The sequence below is a fragment of the Rothia endophytica genome, from assembly GCF_928381505.1.
GTDB lineage: Bacteria > Actinomycetota > Actinomycetes > Actinomycetales > Micrococcaceae > Rothia > Rothia endophytica_A.
On record NZ_CAKMSJ010000004.1, the window covers coordinates 164,135 to 182,657 of the forward strand.

Here is an 18,523-nt window from a genome sequence, read left to right on the forward strand (position 1 = left end):
GCTGGTCTGAAACGTTCAACACCCCCCCCTTTTTATTATTTACCCAAGGTAAAGTGGTTTTTCCTCTTTAAAAGTAAGAACGCCGCACCCGGCCCGGGTGCGGCGTCCTTCTTTATTACTTTAGGCGACGTCGTGCTTCTCATGGATAGCGCGGCGGATAAGCCATACCAGGCAGGCAAGCAGGGCTAGGGCGATGACTGCGTAGACCACGGTGGAGTACTGGTCGATGACGTGTTCTACGGCGTGCCAGTTTTCACCCAGAATCCAACCCAACCAGATGAGCAGGGCGTTCCACACGGCTGAACCAGCTAGGGTGTAGAGGCCGAAGGTGAGGGGGTGCATGCGGTCGATACCGGCGGGAACTGAGATGAGGGAACGCACGCCGGGGATGAGGCGACCGAGCAAGATGGAGACCTTGCCGTAGCGGTCGAACCAAGCGAGGGCCTTATCGACGTCATCGACCTTGACCAGCCACATCCATGCCGCAATTTTTCGTAGACGCTCAGCGCCAATGGCGGCACCGACATAGTAGAGAAAGTAGGCGCCGGCAAGGGAACCGGCGGTTGCCCAGATGAAAGCGGCTACCACGTTCATGGACCCCTGTGAGGAGGTGAAACCTGCCAGCGGCAAAATGACCTCAGAAGGGATAGGAGGGAAGACGTTCTCAAGGAACACCGCTAGACCTACACCCGGTGAACCGATGGCCTCCATGACCGAGATGATCCAGTCAATAATATTTTGGAGCATGCATGCCCTCTTTCATGCTAGAGGCGGGCTTATCCCTCGCCAGAAAAACTGTATTCATTCTTGCTTACTTACGTGGGAAAAGTCAGAAGGCTGCTGGTGAGTCAGCTGGGGATTTTGGTCATAGAACCTAAGGGTGGACGCCGGGCGGTGTTTCTTGGGCGCAGGAGCCAGAATCTCGCCTTACGTGCCCTCAGAAAGCCCCACCCTGCGGGTTGTGTCCCCACTTTTATATGAAACCAGATTACAAATAAGAGGCCGTATGCACTGGTCGGGCAAGTATTCTGCCCCGAATTTTATTAGGCTGGGACTCATGAACAACGCATTTTCTCGAAGAACAGCTCTTAAAGGTGCCGCCTGGTCAGGTGCTGCCACCCTGGCTATCTCCGCGCCAGCTGCCCACGCGGTGTCCGACCATGCCTACTACAATGCCAGCAGCCAGAATGGTCGCCTGTCATTGAACAGCGATGGCAACCGGGTGCTTAACCTCTTTACCGATTTGCCGGTAGCCCCGGAACCCGCAGGCTTCTCAGTGGGCTACGAAAGCGGCCAGGCCGTGGACGCCACCGCCCAGCTAGCACGCCTGGACTACTACTTTGCGGTGCCCGCAGAGTGCGTTTCCGTGCAAGAACCCCAGCTGCTGGATGATTGCACCGAGTCGTGGACCGCACCCCGGCTAGTGGAAGAAACGGTAACAACAGCTCAAGGAGTCACCCCTGATCTCACTGGCTACCGTCTCTATGTCACCAGCTTCACCGGCCCCTCCACCAACCCAGTGCTGTTGGATGCGGCAACCGCTACCTGGCCCGGGAGCGAAATCAGCCTATCCATGGTTGGAAGAAGCGCAGAAGAAGTGACTCTTTACGCGGGTTACGTGACCTCCTTTACCACCGACAGCGGTTTTACCCGCGATAACGCCACCCTTGTCCAGCAACTCACGGTGACCTAGCAGGCGGTAGGGGCGCGTCGTCATAATACGCAATGTGAGAAACACTTGTTTATCTGGTGAGGGCTAGACCACTATGAAGAGTGAATACCTATCCCCTTTCCAAGGAGCACCACGTGGCCGAACATACCTTTGGCTTCCGCACCCGCGCCCTGCATGCTGGCGGCACCCCCGACGCTGAGCACGGGGCGCGCGCCGTGCCCATCTACCAGTCCACCTCCTTCGTTTTTAAGGACGCGGACGACGCCGCCAACCTTTTTGCCCTGCAAAAGTACGGCAATATCTACTCCCGTCTGGGTAACCCCACGGTGGCAGCCCTCGAGGAACGTATCGCCTCGCTAGAGGGCGGTATCGGTGCTGTTGCTACTGCTTCGGGTATGGCTGCAGAGTTCATTACCTTCGCTGCCCTCTGCCAGGCGGGGGACCACATCGTGGCGTCCTCCAACCTTTACGGCGGCACCATCACCCAGCTAGATGTCTCCCTGCGTCGCTTCGGTATCGAGACCACCTTTGTCGATGGCACTGACCCTGCCGACTATGCCGCCGCCATTCGCCCCGAGACCAAGGCGCTCTACACTGAAATCGTTGCTAATCCCTCGGGTCAGATTGCTGACCTGCCCGGCCTGGCAGCTGTCGCTCATGAGAACGATATTCCGCTGGTGGTCGATGCGACCCTCTCCACCCCTTACCTGATCCGTCCCATTGAGCACGGGGCTGACATCGTGATTCACTCGGTGACCAAGTTCCTGGGCGGTCACGGCACCACCCTGGGCGGTGTTGTGGTTGAATCTGGCCGCTTCAACTGGGGTAACGGCAAGTTCCCCACCATGACCGAGCCGGTGCCCTCCTACAACAACATTTCCTGGTGGGGTAACTTCGGCGAATACGGCTTCCTGACCAAGCTACGCAGCGAACAGCTGCGCGACTTCGGCCCCTCTCTACCCGCCCAGTCAGCTTTCAACCTTCTGCAGGGCGTTGAGACCCTGGCGCAGCGCATGGACGCGCACCTGGCAAATGCCCGCGCTGTGGTCGAATGGCTGGATGCTGACCCCCGCATCTCCTACGTCAACTACGCTGGTCTGCCTGCCCACCCCCACTACGAGCGTGGCCAGCAGCTGCTGCCCCTGGGCGTGGGCTCGGTCTTCTCCTTCGGCGTTGCTGCCACCGAGAAAGCTGGTGGCCGAGACGTTGGTGCCGAGTTCATCGGTGCCCTGCAGCTGGCCTCCCACCTGGCTAACATCGGGGATGCCCGCACGCTGGTGTTGCACCCGGCGTCCACCACCCACCAGCAGCTGACCGCTGAGCAGCTGGCTGCCGGTGGCGTCAACGAAGATTTGATTCGCATTTCGGTGGGTCTCGAAGACCCCGAGGATATCATTTGGGATTTGGACCAGGCACTCACCCATGCATCCGGGCGCAACTACGCCGGTGAAACCGTGGGCGTTGCTAGCGCTGATCAGCTGGTCGAACGCCGTGCAGCCGCTGAGGCAGAAGCCCTAGCGCAGAAAGAGGCACTAGAGGCAGATGCCGCAGCCCACGCCGCCGAGCGCGCCGCTCGCGAGATTTCCCGCCCCAAGAAGGAGGCATAAGCCATGACTGAACGTACCTGGGAAGGCCCCAGCGCCCCTGAACGTCTCGCGATTTTGCACGATACGAAGAGCATTGCCATTGTGGGTATGAGCGATAAAATTTCGCGTTCCTCCTACTTCGTAGCAACCTATCTGCAGTCCTCTAGCCCCTACACCCTGTATTTTGTGAACCCTATTCTTGCTGCCAAAGGTAAGGAAGTTCTGGGTCAGAAGGTGTATGCCTCCCTGGCTGATTTGCCGGAAGCCCCTGATATGGTGGAGATTTTCCGCCGCAACGAGGATTTGCCGGGCGTAGTGCAGGAGTCTATCGACGCCGGCGCTAAGACCGTGTGGATGCAGCTGGGCTCGTGGAATGAGGAGGCCGCGCGACTGGGGGAGGGTGCCGGGCTGAACGTAGTGATGGACCGCTGCGTCAAAATTGAGCACGCCCGCTTCCACGGTGGTTTGCACCTCGCAGGCTTTGTGACCGGCGTGATTTCCTCCAAACGGCAGGTACTGGCCTAGGCACACTTACCCATGATTGCACTCGTGATTTCCTTGCCCTTAACCGTTGGGTGCCGGTCCCAGTCACAGGCTGAGACCGGCAGTGGCTGTTGCTGAAAACTTCAAGTGCGCCTCACTTCTTCCGCGCATCTGAAGGTTTCACCAATTCTCGGTGCGGGTTAGGCTAAAACCATGAAACTTCTTGAGCCCCGCCCCGTTCCGTTGGGCGGCTTGCGCGCCATGACCATACGCCGTCTTCTTCCTTCTAAGGAACGCCGTATGGTCGGCGCCTGGTGCTTCATCGACCACTACGGCCCCGATGACGTGGCGTCCACCGGCGGCATGCGCGTAGCACCCCACCCCCACACCGGCCTGCAAACCGCCAGCTGGATCTTCACCGGAACCGTTGAGCACAGGGACTCCCTGGGCACTGTAGCGGACGTCCGCCCCGGTGAACTCAACCTCATGACAGCTGGCTACGGCATTAACCACAGTGAATATTCCACCGCCGACACCCAGGTGCTCCACGGGGTGCAGCTCTGGATTGCACTACCTGAGGCTCACCTTAATGCTGAACCCGCTTTTGAGAACTTTGTTCCTCCGCCCCTCACCTTTGCCGCCCGCCAGGGGGCGGACGGTGCGACCACCCTCCCGCTGCAGGCCCGCGTCTTTTTGGGCGAGCTCTCCCTCACTATGGGTAACGCTACCCTGCAGGGGACTTCTCCGGTTGAAACCTTTTCGCCCCTACTGGGAGCTGAAATTATGGTGGGCGCGCCGGGATCAGACCCCGAAGCTGCCAAGAACCCACCTGCGGATGCTCCGCACCAACACTTCACCCTGACCCTGGATCCCACTTTCGAACGTGGCATCTTGGTGGACACCGGAGCCGCTATCGTGCAGGGTCGCCGTATCGAGGCAGACCAGATGCTCTATCTTGAGCCCGGCTCAGATACCCTAGCCATCGAAACGGTGGGGGAGACCCGCCTCATCGTTCTAGGTGGCCAGCCCTTTGGCGAGCACATCACCATGTGGTGGAACTTCATCGGGCGAAACCACCAGGATATTGTGGACGCCCGCGCCGCCTGGCAAGCGCAAGTAGAGCTGTTTGAGCCCGGTGCTGAAGAGGGAGTCGTGACGGATGGTGCCCTGGCAGAAGGGGCCACACCTGAAACCGCGGCGGGGGTTTACCCACGCTTTGGCGGCGTCGTGCTACTCCCGGCAGAGTATGGGGAGAGTATGCCCGTGATCCCTGCCCCTCAGCTACCCCCGGTCACTCTTAAGTCACGCGGAGATTAAGCTCTCTGCCCCTCAACGGTGCAAAGAATGCGCCGCGCCAACATTCCATACTTTGAAGCTATTTGTTGACATGCTAACCCCCGGGGTGATGAATTGCACACTGGGGAGTAAAAACAGCTAATTTACAGGGTTTTCGGTGTTCCGTGGGCCAGAGGGAGGCATCTTGAGCAGAGTTTTATAACGATTTGGTATACATCGTTACCAAATCGTTATATGCTGTTCAGAGCCCAATCAGCTTCTGGGAACTTCCACGAAGCAAGTAGAGCCAAAGACAGCCCAGTACAACAGGCGGGTTGCTGAAATTCTAACGAAGGAAAAGGTATTAACGTGCGTCGTTCACTCTCAGTAGGTGCGGTAGGTGTAGTTCTAGCAGGCGGTGCTTTTGCAGCCGCTAACGCAACCAATGAAGCTCCGCAGACCACCGCAGATAACGGTGCAGTAGTTTCTGCCCCCTTGCTCAAGTCATTAGCCCTGGCCGGCGAGGGCAAGATTGCTCTTTGGGGCGTGCCCGCTTACGTTGTGGCCCCCGAGAAGCCCGTTGAATCAACCCCCGTTGTTGAAGAAGCTGTTGCTGAAGAGGCTCCCGTTGAGGAAGCTCCTGTAGCTGAGGTAGTAGTTGAAGAGGCTCCTGTTGAAGAAGCACCTGTTGAAGAAGCTCCCGCAGAAGTTGCCGTTCAGGCTGAAACCGTAGAGGTTATCGAGGCTGCTCCTGTTGTTGAAGCTGCTCCTGTTGTTGAAGCTGCACCTGCTTCTGCTGTTGAAGCTGCACCTGCTGCTCCGGCTTCTGCACCGCAGCCTGCGCTGTCAGCAGCTAGCAACTCAGCTAAGCGTGATGCTGTAGTTGCAGCTGCCCGCGGTTACGCAGCGATGAACGCTCAGACCGACTGCACCATGCTGGCTACCAACTCACTGCGCGCCGCTGGTATCAACTTCCACGGCTGGCCCATGGATTACATGCAACTGGGTACCGTTACTTCTAACCCCCAGCCTGGCGACCTCGTACTCTACGCCTCCAACGGCTTCGGTCAGCAGCACATCGCTGTTTACATTGGCAACGGCCAGGCAGTGCACGGCGGCTGGAACGGCATGGGAACCTCCATCTTCTCAGTCAACCTGCCCACCGGTTCAGCACCTATCTTCGTCTCACCTGCTGGCCTGTAAGGTCTAAGCCTCTCTAGCTTTTCCCAAGCGCCATCTCTTTTTCAAGAGGTGGCGCTTTTGTCTACCCGGGTGTCCCCAGGGGCAGTAGACTCCCGATGGCTGGCCTAAGAACTTTTGGTACACGTGCGTAACTCGTGTCACAAAAGATGTAGGGTGAATCTATGCACGAGTTTTTGCGCGGTGATCCGGTGCGCGATGAGGTCAATCGTGTGCTGGGAGCTTTAGAAGATAACATCTGGTCTCACACCTATGAATCACGCTACCTAGACTTCAAAGAAGAAGCTGGCCGGCGTAACGGTCGCGGCGAAATACTTCCCTCAAACCCACATAATGAGGAGGCCGCCTTTGCGCTGGCGGGGGAGGCCACCTGCATGGCTAACACTGAACACGGCGGTGCCCTGATTGTGGGAGTGGCAGATGGGGGTGACATTATCGGCACAGAGATGGACGCCGCCTGGTTGCGGGGGCGTATTTACACGCTCACTGAGCACCAACTGACCGTGAGCATCCAGGAGGTGCACATTAGGGGCCGTAGGTTGCTCGTCATCCTCGCTCCGCAAGCTATAGAGCCTGTGCCCTGGAAAGGAGTCATTCACTGGAGAGTCAAAGACCAGTGTGTCGCAGTGACCAAGGAAGCATGGCTAGAGAGACAGGGTCGAAGCTTGAGCTTTGACTGGTCAGCGCAAGATTCTAAAATCCCTATTTACCACATGCGCCCTGCCGCCTTAGACGCCGCTCGTAGTTTTTTGGCGGCAACGGGTCTGCCCAACCACCTAGATTTATCTAGGACTGATGATGAGGATTTGTTGCGCCGGCTGGGAGTGGTAACTGCCCAGAACACCTTCACCAACGCTGGTTACCTGTTGTTTATTGGACGTGGGCAGCCAGATATTATCTACCGCTTCTTCGCCAAAAACCGTAAATACTCTGTGCTGCCACCGATCTATCAGGAAGGCCAGACGCCTCCGCGTGTCTCCCTGCTGGAGGAACTTGCCACGGTGTTCACCCACATTGATCGTGCAACCCGTATTTGCGTCCTGGAAACTGAACTTGAATGTGCGGCTGAAACCGGTGAAGGCGACTACAAGAGCCTGCAGGATGTTGATCTGGCAACCTATGAGAAGCCGGGAAGGTTGCTCACTCAAGTGCCCCCGCGGGCTATTAAAGAAGCCCTTATTAACGGGGTAGCGCATCGAGACTGGGCATCGCCCGCTCCTGTGGATATATGGCATTCAGCTAGTGATGTGATGGTTGTTTCTATTGGCGGGTTCTTTGGCGGGGTGACCTCCGAGAATCTTGAAAGCCACCCACCCAGATCCCGGAACAATGCTCTGGTCCAGGTGTTGGTTGAGCTTCGCCTGATGGATTACCAGGGCGGAGGTATCGCTACCATGCGTCGAGAAATGCTAAAGCGTGGCATGCCTGCCCCACGGATTGAGGAAGTAGCTGATGGTTATGCTGTGAGGGTTCTACTGACTGCTGATGATCAAGATATGGTGTGGGCGCGGTTTGTTAGAGAGCTAGCCCCTCGACGTTTGCGCCGGGACCTTGACCTTCTGGTTCTACTGCACCATATCGTTACCCATGGTTATGTCACTCTCAGTTCAGCCCAAGAATTAACGACCAAGCCGGAGCGTCAGTGTCTTAACGCCCTTGTTAGCCTCCAAAAATTACATCTGGACGGGGAGCCAGTAGTTTTTGCTAACCCCTGCCGCCCGGGCGCAGAGGAGACCCTGTGGGAACTTACCGACACGGCGGTGAAGAAACTGAATGCTCTGCGAGACCGGTACGCTTCCACCGGTCAGGATGCCTAGGGGGGTAGCAACTTTCCCTGCTGTGGTTCGTGGTCTTAGTTACATGCCTGTCGAATGCCCTAGAGGCAGGTCATAAACTTGTAACAATAATTGTCCTAGCTGGCCACGCCGGGTATAGGCTCAGACAATACGCCCATGTATCCGAAAGGCAAACGACCCATGGCAGGTTTTACTACTCGCGCTATTCATGCCCTCCACGACCTCGAAGAAAACGCGGTTGTTCCCCCCATCTATACCTCAACCACTTTTGGCCAGCCCACTGACGGCACCGAAGGCCCCTTCGAATACCAGCGCGGCGGTAACCCCACTCGTTCCAATGCCGAAATCACTCTGGCCGCCCTAGAAGGCGCTGAGCACGCCTATGTCTATGCCACTGGCATGGGCGCTACCGCCGCTGCCATGGGAATCCTTAAGGCAGGTCAGACCATTATGCTGGGCATGCCCGTTTACGGCGGTAACTACCGCATGGCAACCATCGAGATGCCCAAGCGCGGGGTCAGCTACGAGTTCGTTCACGACTTCACCGCTCTCACCGACGCTGACTTTGAGGGCAAAGACGTGGGCATGATCTTTTTGGAGACCCCCACCAACCCCACCCTGCGCGTTATTGACATCAAAGCAATAGCTGAAATCGCTCACCGCAACGGTGCCCTGCTGGTCGTCGATAACACCTTTATGACCCCCTACCTGCAGCGCCCCCTAGAACTAGGTGCCGATATCGTCGTGCAGTCCGCCACCAAGTACCTAAGCGGTCACGCTGACCTACTGGCAGGCGTCGCCACCACGAACGATGCCGCCCTGGCGGACGAACTCTTCAAGGCCCAGCTGATTACCGGCAACGTGCTCTCACCCATCGACTCCTACCGCCTGATTCAGTCGGTCAAGACTCTGGCGATCCGCATGGATCGCCAGCAGCAGAACACCGCCCGTGTGCTGGAGGCAGTCGCCGCCCACCCCGCCGTCCAAGACGTCTACTTCCCCGGATCCTACAGCGCCAAAGAAGCAGAACTGCAGGCCGCGCAGGCGACCGGTAACGGCGCGCTCTTCTCTTTCACCATGGCAGAAGGCAAGGACATCAAAGCCTTCTTAGACGCTCTACAGGTCTTCACCTTCGCCGTCTCCCTGGGCGGCATCGAGTCGCTCGTCTGCCTGCCCTCCACCATGACCCAGGGCGCCTTCAGCGACGAGGATCTTGAAGCCTCAGGCATGACCAAGCGCCTGGTGCGTGTGGCCGTCGGTATCGAAGAAGCAGAGGATCTCACCGCCGATATCATCGCAGCCCTCGACGCCGCCTAAACTATCAGTAATTACTCCCTTTTCCCTGCCCAGAAAGGCAATACCATGCATGTAAACCGTCGTGCCATGTTCTCACTCACCGGGGCCGGTGCCCTTGCCCTAGCGCTGGCTGCCTGCGGTGGCTCATCAGAGAATTCTTCAACCGCTGCTGCCGATAAGCTCCAGTCCATCAAGGACGCCGGCAAAATCCGCGTGGGCTTTGAAGGTACCTTCGCCCCCTGGAACTACCACAACGAAACCGGTGAGCTAGTAGGCATGGAGAAGGAGATCGCTGACCTAATCGCCGCTGACCTCGGTGTTGAAGCTGAATACATCGAAACCCAGTGGGACTCCCTGATCGCAGGTGTGGACGCTGACCGCTATGACATCGTCATTAACAACGTTTCACCCACCGCGGAGCGCCAGGAAAAGTACGATTTCTCGGTGCCCTACGTGGCATCCGAAGGCAAGGTTGCTGTGCTGGATAGCTCAGAGCTGCAGTCCGTCAGCGACCTGAACGGCGCCACCGCAGCTAGCTCCGAGACCTCCAACTTCCGTACCCTGCTGGAAGAAGCTGGCGCTCAGATGACTATCGTGACCGGCTTTGATGAGGCCATCGAACAGGTGCTCACCGGCCGCGTGGACGCCTGCGGTAATGATGCCGTTACCTTCTCCTACTACCAGGAACAGCACCCCGATGCTCCCATCCGCCTGCTGGACGGCATTCTGGGTGAACCCTCAGAGGCTGCAATTTTGATGCCCAAGGGCGCCACCAGCCTGCAGGACGCCATCAACGAGTCCCTGAAGAAGCACATGGAGAACGGCGACTTCAAGGCAATTTTCGAGAAGTACGTCGGGATTGACCTGACCCCCGCGTCCTAAGGCGCACCTCTACCCTAGGACACCATGGATCGTTATATAGAGCTCTGGGTGGAATCCCTGCCGCAGCTGCTACTGGCCGCTGCGCAGGTCACCATCCCTCTCACCATCATCGCTTTTGTGCTCTCGCTGGTGATTGGCCTGTTCTCCACCGCAGCTCGCAATTTGGGCAAGTTCAACCCGCTCAACTGGCTAGCCACCGTGTATGTGTGGTTCTTTCGCGGCACCCCACTGCTGGTTCAACTCTTCTTGGTGTTCTACGGTCTGCCCCGCGTGGGAATTACCCTGGACACCTGGAGTGCTGCCATCATTGCGCTGAGCCTCAACACCGGTGCTTACGTGGCGGAGACCTTCCGCTCTGCTTACGCCTCGATTCCGCGCGGCCAGTTTGAAGCGGCTCGCACCCTGAACTTCACCCGGGCTCAGACCCTGCGCCACGTGGTGATACCGCAGGCAACCCGCATCGCCCTGCCTCCGCTGGGCAATGACCTGATTGACCTGGTCAAGGGAACCTCCCTGGTCTCGGTGATCTCTATGGTGGATCTCTTCCAGTCCGGTAAGCAGGTGGCAGCCCGAACCTTCGAGCCCCTGGCCATGTACCTTGAGGTCGCAGCCATCTACCTGGTTATTTTCACCCTGCTCTCCATCGGTCAGCAGTACCTGGAAAAGCGCACCAGCCGCTACGTAAGGACCGCCAATGCTTAGCGTTAAGAACCTGTCAAAGAGCTTTGACGGTAACACCATTTTGAACGATATTTCCCTGGACGTTGCCGCTGGGGAAACCACGGTCATTCTGGGGCCCTCTGGCTCGGGTAAATCTACCCTGCTGCGATGCCTTAACCTCCTGGAAACCCCTGAATCGGGTCAGCTTTCCATCGAGGGTGATACCGTCGATTTTGGCACTGACCTCACCGACGAGCAGGTGCGTACCACCCGCCAGCACTCTGCCATGGTCTTTCAGAACTTCAACCTCTTCCCGCACCTGACCGCCCAGCAGAACGTTGCCCTGGCACCGGTGCTCAACGGTAAAAAGAGCAAAGCTGAGGCTAAGAAGCTGGCAGGCCAGTTACTGGCTAAGGTGGGTTTGGAGCACAAGGCTGATGCCTACCCCGATAACCTTTCCGGTGGCCAGCAGCAGCGCGTAGCTATCGCCCGTGCCCTGGCGGTAGCCCCCGACTACCTGCTCTTCGATGAACCCACCAGCGCCCTGGACCCAGAGCTTGAAGCCGAGGTGATTCAGGTGCTGATGGGCCTCGCAGCTGAAAAGCGCTCCCTGGTAGTGGTTACCCACAACATGGCCTTCGCGCGCCGCGTGGCTGACCGCATCATCTTTCTGGACGGCGGGAAGGTAGCCTACAACGGTGCACCGGCTGGCTTCTTCTCCTCGGATCACGCCCGCATTCAGCGCTTCCTGCAGATCTTTGAGATGCCGGACTACAAGATTTAGCCGCTCACCCGGCGTTCCCCTAAAAATACCCGCTTTGTCTGACCGGTGCCCGCTATGGTGGGCCCATATTCCCGCAGTTGTAACGGTGGCGGGGCAGCGTCAGCGATAGCGAAGGTGCCCGTTTTGTACCGTTAGCACTCGATTCAGGGGGTTATACCTGCCCGACAAAGTGGGTGTTTTAGACTTAGGATGCCGGTGCTCTAGTCCTGTAAGAAAGCCTTGACGATGGGCTGCCCGGTGACTGACCCAAAGTCGCCGTCCTCAACTACTAAAGCTACCGCCATGTCCTCGTGCACGGCGATGACCCATGAGTGGGTCTTGGGTGGGGTTTCTTTACCGTACTCGGCGGTGCCGGTTTTACCTAGTGCGGTATCCGGGGTCAGCTGGCGCAAATCGCCCAGGGACCCTTCGGTGACAACAGCCCGCATCATGGTTTTCAGCTGCTCTGATTCATCGGACGTTACAGCGGCTCCTGCTGCCGGCTGGGCGTCCGCTAGGTCCTGGCCTTTGACGAGCACCGGTGTAACTATCTGCCCTTGAGCTGCGGTGGCCGCCAGCACCGCCATAGAAAGAGGTGATACCGACACTTCGCCCTGACCAATCAGGGAGGCAGCGTGCAGGGCCTGGGTATCTGCATCGGGCACGTTGCCCATGAAAGTATCGACACCCAAATCCAAGGTCATCCCCACACCCAGCCCGTGGGCTGCTTCTTGAAGGTTAGCCTGCGAAACGGTATCGCGCTCATTGATAAAGGCGGTGTTTGCTGAATGTGCCAGAGCAGTGGTGAGGGTCTGTGTGCCCGTGGCGGACGCCGGGTAGCCTGGTGCGTTTTTGAAGGTCACCCCGTCCACATTCACCGAGTCAGTAATTTCAACCTGCGACTCGGGAGTCTTACCCTGGCGTAGCAGAGCTAGAGCTGATGCTACCTTGAAGATGGACCCCGGGGCGTACTGGGCGAGCAAGGCAGTGGAAAAACCTTCGGAGGCTTCAGCGTTGGCGGCTGCCAGCAGTTCACCGGTGGACAGTCTCAGAGCTACCAGGGCGCTAGGGGAGTCCTGGTCTTTAAGAAGGTCCACCGCTTTTTCTTGTAATTTCACATCCAGGGTGGTGGCTAGGTCGGTGCCGTGGGTGGGTTCAACGCTGACCAGGTTTTTCAGGGTTTCCTGGCTGGTCTTGGCGCCGGTTTCATCAATCTCAACCAGGCTTACGGTGTAACCCACCGACCCGGCTAGTAAGTCGTTGAAGCGTCCCTGTAAGCCGCCGCGTCCAATGGTTTCACCGCCCAAGAGCTTGCCTTCTGATGCCTCGATGTCCTCTGCGGTTGCTTCACCCACACGTCCTAAAATATCGGGGGCAAAGTTGCTGCTGGGTGCCAGGGGTAGTTCCCCTGCCGCGCCGTGATATCCCTCGATAGCGTCCAGCGCCTGCTGGTCTAGGGCGTCAAAGGCGGGCTGGCGCAGGGTAATAGCCTGGACAAATTGCTGCTCGCCACCTGCCTGAACCGCCGACCAGTAGGTATCAGGGTCAATTTCAACTAGTCTCGCAAGAGCGCGGGCTGATGCCTCCTGCACGGCGGGGTCGCTGACCTTAGATTTATCAATGCCCAGGTTGACCACCGGTCGCAGGGTCACAATCTTTTCGCCCCTCGCCCCGGTAATATCACCGCGTGCTGCGGCACTGGTTTCGAGGCGTAGCGCCTGAGCCTCTGCCAGATCTGGGTGGATGCTGGCGGGTGTCCAGCGGTAGACCCATTCCCCTCCTTCTTCAAGCAGGGTGGCCTCGGTGGTGTAGTCAAAAGTCTGGGCTGAACCGGGAACTCTCCAGGACCATTTCAGGGTCGCCTTCTGGCCCTCGTCCGCTTTTGCCAGGGACTCCACCGTGACGGTTGGGGCGGCGGTCTTCATGTAACCCACTGCCCGGTTGAAATCGTCCGCGCCAGTCGGAACGTCCTGGCTGAGCTTGATACCGCTCAAATCTTTTGTGGAAAGCCCCTGGGCTAGCTGCTCAGCGAACTCCTGCGCCCCCGAACCAGACGAACAGGCGGCGAGAGCTGGAACGAGCAGGGCGGACGCTGAGGCGGCGATAAAGACGCGGCGGGAAAGGGTAGCCATGAGAACAGTATAATCAGTGACCCACCTTACCGTCGGTATCTGCCTAGCTCTTACTCTCGGGTTTCACAAAGGGGAAGGCCAGTACGCCGCGGATTTCGGTTCGTAACACAATGAGGCGGTGCCCAGTTCTATATCATCGCGCACGTGAATCTCGTTCTCTCGCGCCAGCTCCATGAGCACCTTATAGTCAGCGCTCATGGTGATGGGTTGCGCCACGACCTCAGAGAACATCCAGTGCGCTGGACTGGCTGGCCCAGCGCAGTGTCTCCTTCATCCCGGTTACCTAGAGCGGCGGTATGTTGCTGTGTAAAATTGTGACGTGAGCAATTTTGAGTTTCTGAAGCCTTCCGTACCTGAACTGTACGAGGACGCCTACCGCGCCGAGGCCTACCTGGGCAATGACTCACCGACCGCCTGCTTCTACGCACGGCGTGCTATCGAAACTCTGGTGCACTATATCTACCGGGTGCGTAACCTGCCTATGCCTTACCAGACGACGCTGGCTGCCATGGTTGCCGCAGCAGATTAACGCAATTTTGCCGAGCGAAAACCTACCAGCGGAATTTATTTTGATGCAGCTAAAGATCTTCCCTGAGTTGGTACGGCAGAAATCATCGGGTGGAATGAAGGGGCCCGTCTCCAAATCACAGTTTTCTGAAATTAAAATATTAAACCCTGATGCTAGTTTAATGAAAACTTATATAAAGATAATAAAAGGTCGGCGCAAAGGAAAATCTAAGGTGATTAATTAATGGATAGTTTGATTGTTTTTCTGTGGTTGGGTTGTGGAATTTTACTATGGGTTTTTTATGAAAGATCTAAATATGAGTCATATGATTATGATGAGCTTGGTGAACGAGACCCCGGGTTCTATAAAGAAATATTTCTTGCACTCTACGACGTTTCAAACGGAGAAAAGTCCTACTCTCCTTACGATTCGGAGTATATTAGCGGATTGGGTTTGAATCCTCGTCAGTTCAAGCAAGCCATGACAAATCTTATCCGTGAGGGGCTCGTTGAAGTTCACCCAGAGGATAAGAAAAAGTTGGATGAACCTGACATAAAGAGGAGCAAGAGCACAAATCTAAGATTTTGCTTAACTCACAAGGGCTACGATTGGGGCACTTTTTTCTCCAGAGGCGGAGGTTCGAATGCGGTCAGTCAAACAAGCAACTATATCTTCAATGATGTAAAAATCTCAATTAATCACTTGGAATCTCTGGTTGTTTCAGAAATTCAAAAAAATACAGATCATGAAGAGCAGCTTAACTTGATTCTGAAAGAGCTAAAACTCATTAGAGAAGGAATCCAGCCAACCTTCTCAAGAGAAGTAAGTGAGATTATTACATCAATTGGTGCAGGGCTTATTACCAACGGCTTGTACGAGTCATTGAAGAATATTATGTAGTTACTCTTTCGCGGTAGTAGCGGCAATCTGATCTATGCAGAAGTGCTGGGCAGTACGGTCAATGACCGCGAGGAAAATACCATTACTTGTGTCGGACTTGAACCTGACGCTACCTCAGAACGCCCGCTGGATCACGGCATCTAGAAGAAGGTTGCGGACCGGAGAGGCTCCTCGATAATCAGGGGAGGCGCTGGAGTTAGGCAGGTTTACTTCTGTGCGCGCCCGTCAATCTTCTGCACAAAATCATTGAACCACTCAACCGCCGATTCAACATATGGACGAATATTTACATCCTCACTGGCGCTGTCATACAGCGCACCCCAGTTAGAGCCTACCTTCAACAGCGGCGGCAAGGCATGCGCCGTCCTGTACGCAAACAGTCGTCGGCAGATATCAGCCACTGAATCAAAATCGAGACTCTCGTTTTGCTCCAATAGTTGGAGGTCAACAAAGTCCCTCACTCGTTCGATCCCTGGCTCAGACAGGGCATGAATCTTTTGAGCAATCTGATGCTTCGCCCTCATTACTGGCACAGGGGAGGGCACTGGTAAACCCACCCTCACAAATAGATCCGTAAGCTCCTCTGCAATTCGCAACTCCGGGTCCGCTACATCCTCAATTTCGTTATGCCCCCGCTCAAAATCAATCGTCTGCCACGGCCTACCCCATACGAGAGTTTCACCTGAAAAGGCTGCATCAAATAGACAGTAGGGACCCCCTCATGCTCTCTCTGCCGCCCCTCAATAAGCCGCCCGGTAAACCCCTGCCAGCCATGCTCCAGCATCTCCTCGAAATCATCCCTAAATGCATCCAAAGAACCTTGGCGCTCTGCATCCAAGTCTTTAGTAAATCTGGTTTTGCGGCCATACCTCAAAGCCATAGCGCTACCACCTTTAATTGCCCCTTCAGGTAGCATCTGGCAAACAACCACCAGGCCCATCGTCCTTTGCAAACGAGCCTCCGGCTCTTCTAACTCGCCGGCGATATTCCTAATTTGGTTCTGAAGGGACCTCAAATTAGTAGGACGGTTCTGGCTCATAGCGATAGTTCCTTCTGGACTCTGCCCCAATTTTTCGTAGTAAGAAGACCCTATTGCCTAGCCTCATGCGCGGCTTGAACGAGCCTTTTATGCTCAACCTTCCCTCGGCATTCAAGAGTGGCATCAGCTACCGGCTGGCAAGGAATGCCCTCATACTCGGTAACTGGTGCCCCTGCTTTGCCCACCAAAACCTTGAGGTTACCGGGAAAAGACCTACGCACTCTCTTGGGCGACGCCACGTAAATATACCGAGGGTTCACATCGGCTAACCCGTGCCACCCAAGCACGCTTTCACCATGCAAATAGGCGCCATCGCCCACTCGCTTCACTGCCTCAGTCAGATACCCCAGAGAGGAGACAGGAATCTTGGTGAAACGGTAAAGCCCATAAGGCGCGTTTTGCATATCGCCGTTCCTGTAGCGAGCCAGCTTGGGTAGCTTACCCTTCGGCACACCAACCTCGATGGCATCTGCGGGGGTAATTTAACCGTAGCTATCTAGCGCAATCTCGTACAGCATTTCGCGACAGGTCGGAGCTTTTAACATTGTTTCAGGTCCTTCCTTGCTGCTGTGAGGGGCAAATTTTGCTATTAGGTGTCAAAATTATACCGAAAACGGTATATTTTGACACTCTTTGGCTGGTGCTAGGGGAGTGGTGGGTAAACGTTTTGAGGTGGCTGGGCAGATGCCTGGTTCTACCGGACTTGCAAATATAGCGAGCTACTGCCAGATACTTTCGCTTCTCCAACCTGACGGGAAGCCTAATTCATCCTTGGTAAGAAAAGGGATATCCTGCAGGGCGGTAGCAACAAGCTCAGCAGTTTTACCTGCCCAGGATGAACCGGGTGAAACAGTTTGAAGAATTTGGGCAATCAGCAACAACGCCCCATACAGCCTTTCGCTTTGAAACTGTTGTGTTGACTGGTTCTGGGCAGTGGTAGGAAGTGTAGCTAACCCATCGAGCTTAACTAAGAAGCGAGTCCCCATAGGAACAAGCGTACAGTTCCAAATCCGAGCGTGATGCGCTGACTTATTCCGCAAAATGGAGAGCTGATGTAAAGCTGCACTGAGAGGATGATCTTTTCGCAGGTCTCTCGCTTCAGCAGGGGAAAGCCTCAAGGTCCGGGTGTTAATTCCAACTAGAGCCGCTACCTCAGACTGCTCGTCAGCGTTGAGTAACCTAAAGAGCTTTGATAAGTCACTGAAATCGAAAACATCCATGAGCACCCATGGAGCTAGTTGCGTGCCATACTTTTCAACGTTATGTCTGATATGAAAACTGTCTTTTGCTTTCAGTGCCCTATTGACCCTTGACGAGACAGTACTGATGAGGTCATAGTGGGCATACTCGTTATGCTTACGAATACGAAAATTATCACGGTTGTAGAAAGCTAACCTGTCAATCCCACCTAACGTTTCAGCAAGAGCGGTCCGAAGGGCAATCTCGACTCTTTCGATCCCATCATGAACCTGTGTTCGAAGCTTTCGGTCAAACTCGTAGAGCTTGGCAATATCGCTAAACTTCGTATCGGGCATGAAGTCGTCGCCACGATAGGTCGGGCTTCCTGGGGGATTCATCACACGCCTGGTGTACCAGTAGCCGCTAAGACGGTAGTAGCCGACTGTTTGGAGCCACTGCTCTGCAAGGCTCTGGTCGTCAATTATCATCTTTCGACTACGAAGCAAGTCTATCTGCTCGGCAATAGTTTTATAGGGCTTTAGTGGGTGTGGCATGAGAGAGAACCAGGTTGATTTAATAGAAATCCAGCCCACTCTTAACCAGAAAACTAGTTCTAGTCAAGGCGGGCTGAACGATTAGTTCTACTCTAACGTACCCTCTGCCTGCTGCAAATGAATGACGCCACATGAGTCAAAATATATCAATATTTTCTTGACACTTGGGTTTTCAGTACTGAAACAGAGTCGAACTGCAGAAGGTGGCTTTGCGGGGCTATCCCTTCAACGCGCGCAGGCTTATGGCGTCTACCAAGCGGCTGGAAGCCGGTGGCGGCACTGAGTGTAGTCTTGCCGAAAACCAGTCAAGGTCACTCTGAGATGAAACTGCTTGCGAAGACTACCTCTGGTGGCAGGTCAATAATCATAAAACCCTTAAACGCATCAACGTACTTATTAAAGATATTCAGCGCAATTGCAGTGATGGTATAGGTAAACCACTGCCCCTCCGGAAACGTCACTATTGGTCACATCGTATTACCAGGGAGCATCATCTGTTTTACACCATCAAAGACGGCACTATCCTCATTGGCCCAGTGTCTCTACCACTATTAGTGTTTAGCTGATCTGCGAATTCGCTATGTATCACTGGGTAGGT

18 protein-coding genes are annotated in these 18,523 nt (G+C 55.7%); 13 read left to right on the plus strand and 5 right to left on the minus strand.

The window, feature by feature from the left end; genetic code table 11:
* Window positions 1–120: 120 nt before the first annotated feature.
* A complete protein-coding gene (locus tag L6990_RS06385) occupies window positions 121–747 on the minus strand; it encodes a DedA family protein (protein ID WP_237203246.1) in 627 nt (208 codons plus the stop codon).
* A gap of 310 nt (window positions 748–1,057) precedes the next feature.
* Here L6990_RS06385 and L6990_RS06390 point away from each other — a divergent pair, with 310 nt between their 5' ends.
* The 10 genes from L6990_RS06390 (at window position 1,058) to L6990_RS06435 (ending at window position 11,634) form a co-directional block, all read left to right on the plus strand.
* Complete coding sequence (locus L6990_RS06390) at window positions 1,058–1,693, plus strand: hypothetical protein (RefSeq protein WP_237203247.1); 636 nt, start codon at window positions 1,058–1,060, stop codon at window positions 1,691–1,693.
* Between the two features lie 113 nt (window positions 1,694–1,806).
* Window positions 1,807–3,279: an O-acetylhomoserine aminocarboxypropyltransferase/cysteine synthase family protein gene (locus tag L6990_RS06395; protein WP_237203248.1), complete on the plus strand. Its 1,473-nt coding sequence runs from the start codon at window positions 1,807–1,809 to the stop codon at window positions 3,277–3,279.
* A 3-nt stretch (window positions 3,280–3,282) separates the two neighbouring features.
* A complete protein-coding gene (locus L6990_RS06400) occupies window positions 3,283–3,783 on the plus strand; it encodes a CoA-binding protein (protein ID WP_237203249.1) in 501 nt (166 codons plus the stop codon).
* Between the two features lie 171 nt (window positions 3,784–3,954).
* On the plus strand, window positions 3,955–5,058 hold the full coding sequence (locus tag L6990_RS06405) for a pirin family protein (RefSeq protein ID WP_237203250.1): 1,104 nt from the start codon (window positions 3,955–3,957) through the stop codon (window positions 5,056–5,058).
* Window positions 5,059–5,385: 327 nt separating this feature from the next.
* The gene (locus L6990_RS06410; protein ID WP_237203251.1) at window positions 5,386–6,219 is read left to right on the plus strand and encodes an NlpC/P60 family protein; all 834 of its coding nucleotides are present in this window, start codon (window positions 5,386–5,388) and stop codon (window positions 6,217–6,219) included.
* Between the two features lie 161 nt (window positions 6,220–6,380).
* Complete coding sequence (locus L6990_RS06415) at window positions 6,381–8,033, plus strand: RNA-binding domain-containing protein (protein WP_237203252.1); 1,653 nt, start codon at window positions 6,381–6,383, stop codon at window positions 8,031–8,033.
* A gap of 159 nt (window positions 8,034–8,192) precedes the next feature.
* On the plus strand, window positions 8,193–9,329 hold the full coding sequence (locus L6990_RS06420; RefSeq protein ID WP_237203253.1) for a trans-sulfuration enzyme family protein: 1,137 nt from the start codon (window positions 8,193–8,195) through the stop codon (window positions 9,327–9,329).
* A gap of 45 nt (window positions 9,330–9,374) precedes the next feature.
* Window positions 9,375–10,190, plus strand: a complete 816-nt coding sequence (locus L6990_RS06425; protein ID WP_237203254.1) for a transporter substrate-binding domain-containing protein — start codon at window positions 9,375–9,377, stop codon at window positions 10,188–10,190.
* Window positions 10,191–10,214: 24 nt separating this feature from the next.
* Complete coding sequence (locus L6990_RS06430) at window positions 10,215–10,892, plus strand: amino acid ABC transporter permease (RefSeq protein ID WP_237203255.1); 678 nt, start codon at window positions 10,215–10,217, stop codon at window positions 10,890–10,892.
* Window positions 10,885–11,634, plus strand: coding sequence for an amino acid ABC transporter ATP-binding protein (locus tag L6990_RS06435; RefSeq protein WP_237203256.1), 750 nt, complete (start codon window positions 10,885–10,887; stop codon window positions 11,632–11,634). The genes L6990_RS06430 and L6990_RS06435 overlap by 8 nt, the downstream gene beginning before the upstream one ends.
* 200 nt (window positions 11,635–11,834) lie before the next feature.
* On the opposite strand, the gene L6990_RS06440 is transcribed toward L6990_RS06435, so the two are convergent.
* A complete protein-coding gene (locus L6990_RS06440; protein WP_237203257.1) occupies window positions 11,835–13,745 on the minus strand; it encodes a penicillin-binding transpeptidase domain-containing protein in 1,911 nt (636 codons plus the stop codon).
* Between the two features lie 319 nt (window positions 13,746–14,064).
* Between L6990_RS06440 and L6990_RS06445 the strand changes: the two genes are divergently transcribed.
* Together L6990_RS06445 and L6990_RS06450 are read left to right on the plus strand one after the other, a co-directional pair.
* Window positions 14,065–14,274, plus strand: coding sequence for a hypothetical protein (locus tag L6990_RS06445; protein ID WP_237203258.1), 210 nt, complete (start codon window positions 14,065–14,067; stop codon window positions 14,272–14,274).
* A 222-nt stretch (window positions 14,275–14,496) separates the two neighbouring features.
* Entirely contained in the window at window positions 14,497–15,153 is a 657-nt protein-coding gene (locus L6990_RS06450; RefSeq protein ID WP_237203259.1) for a hypothetical protein, read from the plus strand.
* A 206-nt stretch (window positions 15,154–15,359) separates the two neighbouring features.
* Here L6990_RS06450 and L6990_RS11915 read toward each other — a convergent pair whose 3' ends face one another.
* The 3 genes from L6990_RS11915 to L6990_RS06460 all read right to left on the minus strand — a co-directional run bounded on the left by L6990_RS11915 (window position 15,360) and on the right by L6990_RS06460 (window position 17,925).
* Window positions 15,360–15,716, minus strand: a complete 357-nt coding sequence (locus L6990_RS11915) for a nucleotidyl transferase AbiEii/AbiGii toxin family protein (RefSeq protein ID WP_336604472.1) — start codon at window positions 15,714–15,716, stop codon at window positions 15,360–15,362.
* A 44-nt stretch (window positions 15,717–15,760) separates the two neighbouring features.
* The gene (locus L6990_RS11920; protein WP_272879271.1) at window positions 15,761–16,192 is read right to left on the minus strand and encodes a nucleotidyl transferase AbiEii/AbiGii toxin family protein; all 432 of its coding nucleotides are present in this window, start codon (window positions 16,190–16,192) and stop codon (window positions 15,761–15,763) included.
* 719 nt (window positions 16,193–16,911) lie between these two features.
* On the minus strand, window positions 16,912–17,925 hold the full coding sequence (locus L6990_RS06460) for an Abi family protein (RefSeq protein ID WP_237203260.1): 1,014 nt from the start codon (window positions 17,923–17,925) through the stop codon (window positions 16,912–16,914).
* Window positions 17,926–18,308: 383 nt separating this feature from the next.
* On the opposite strand from L6990_RS06460, the gene L6990_RS11955 reads away from it, so the two are divergent.
* A complete protein-coding gene (locus tag L6990_RS11955; protein ID WP_336604473.1) occupies window positions 18,309–18,491 on the plus strand; it encodes a type II toxin-antitoxin system YoeB family toxin in 183 nt (60 codons plus the stop codon).
* The last annotated feature ends 32 nt before the right edge of the window (window positions 18,492–18,523 follow it).

What these genes read in the sequence shown, in the direction of transcription:
- L6990_RS06385 (WP_237203246.1), bottom strand. Translation starts at nt 747, where the DNA reads ATGCTCCAAAATATTATTGACTGGATCATCTCGGTCATGGAGGCCATC.
- L6990_RS06390 (WP_237203247.1), top strand. Translation starts at nt 1,058, where the DNA reads ATGAACAACGCATTTTCTCGAAGAACAGCTCTTAAAGGTGCCGCCTGG.
- L6990_RS06400 (WP_237203249.1), top strand. Translation starts at nt 3,283, where the DNA reads ATGACTGAACGTACCTGGGAAGGCCCCAGCGCCCCTGAACGTCTCGCG.
- L6990_RS06405 (WP_237203250.1), top strand. Translation starts at nt 3,955, where the DNA reads ATGAAACTTCTTGAGCCCCGCCCCGTTCCGTTGGGCGGCTTGCGCGCC.
- L6990_RS06415 (WP_237203252.1), top strand. Translation starts at nt 6,381, where the DNA reads ATGCACGAGTTTTTGCGCGGTGATCCGGTGCGCGATGAGGTCAATCGT.
- L6990_RS06420 (WP_237203253.1), top strand. Translation starts at nt 8,193, where the DNA reads ATGGCAGGTTTTACTACTCGCGCTATTCATGCCCTCCACGACCTCGAA.
- L6990_RS06425 (WP_237203254.1), top strand. Translation starts at nt 9,375, where the DNA reads ATGCATGTAAACCGTCGTGCCATGTTCTCACTCACCGGGGCCGGTGCC.
- L6990_RS06430 (WP_237203255.1), top strand. Translation starts at nt 10,215, where the DNA reads ATGGATCGTTATATAGAGCTCTGGGTGGAATCCCTGCCGCAGCTGCTA.
- L6990_RS06435 (WP_237203256.1), top strand. Translation starts at nt 10,885, where the DNA reads ATGCTTAGCGTTAAGAACCTGTCAAAGAGCTTTGACGGTAACACCATT.
- L6990_RS06440 (WP_237203257.1), bottom strand. Translation starts at nt 13,745, where the DNA reads ATGGCTACCCTTTCCCGCCGCGTCTTTATCGCCGCCTCAGCGTCCGCC.
- L6990_RS06450 (WP_237203259.1), top strand. Translation starts at nt 14,497, where the DNA reads ATGGATAGTTTGATTGTTTTTCTGTGGTTGGGTTGTGGAATTTTACTA.
- L6990_RS11920 (WP_272879271.1), bottom strand. Translation starts at nt 16,192, where the DNA reads ATGAGCCAGAACCGTCCTACTAATTTGAGGTCCCTTCAGAACCAAATT.
- L6990_RS06460 (WP_237203260.1), bottom strand. Translation starts at nt 17,925, where the DNA reads ATGCCACACCCACTAAAGCCCTATAAAACTATTGCCGAGCAGATAGAC.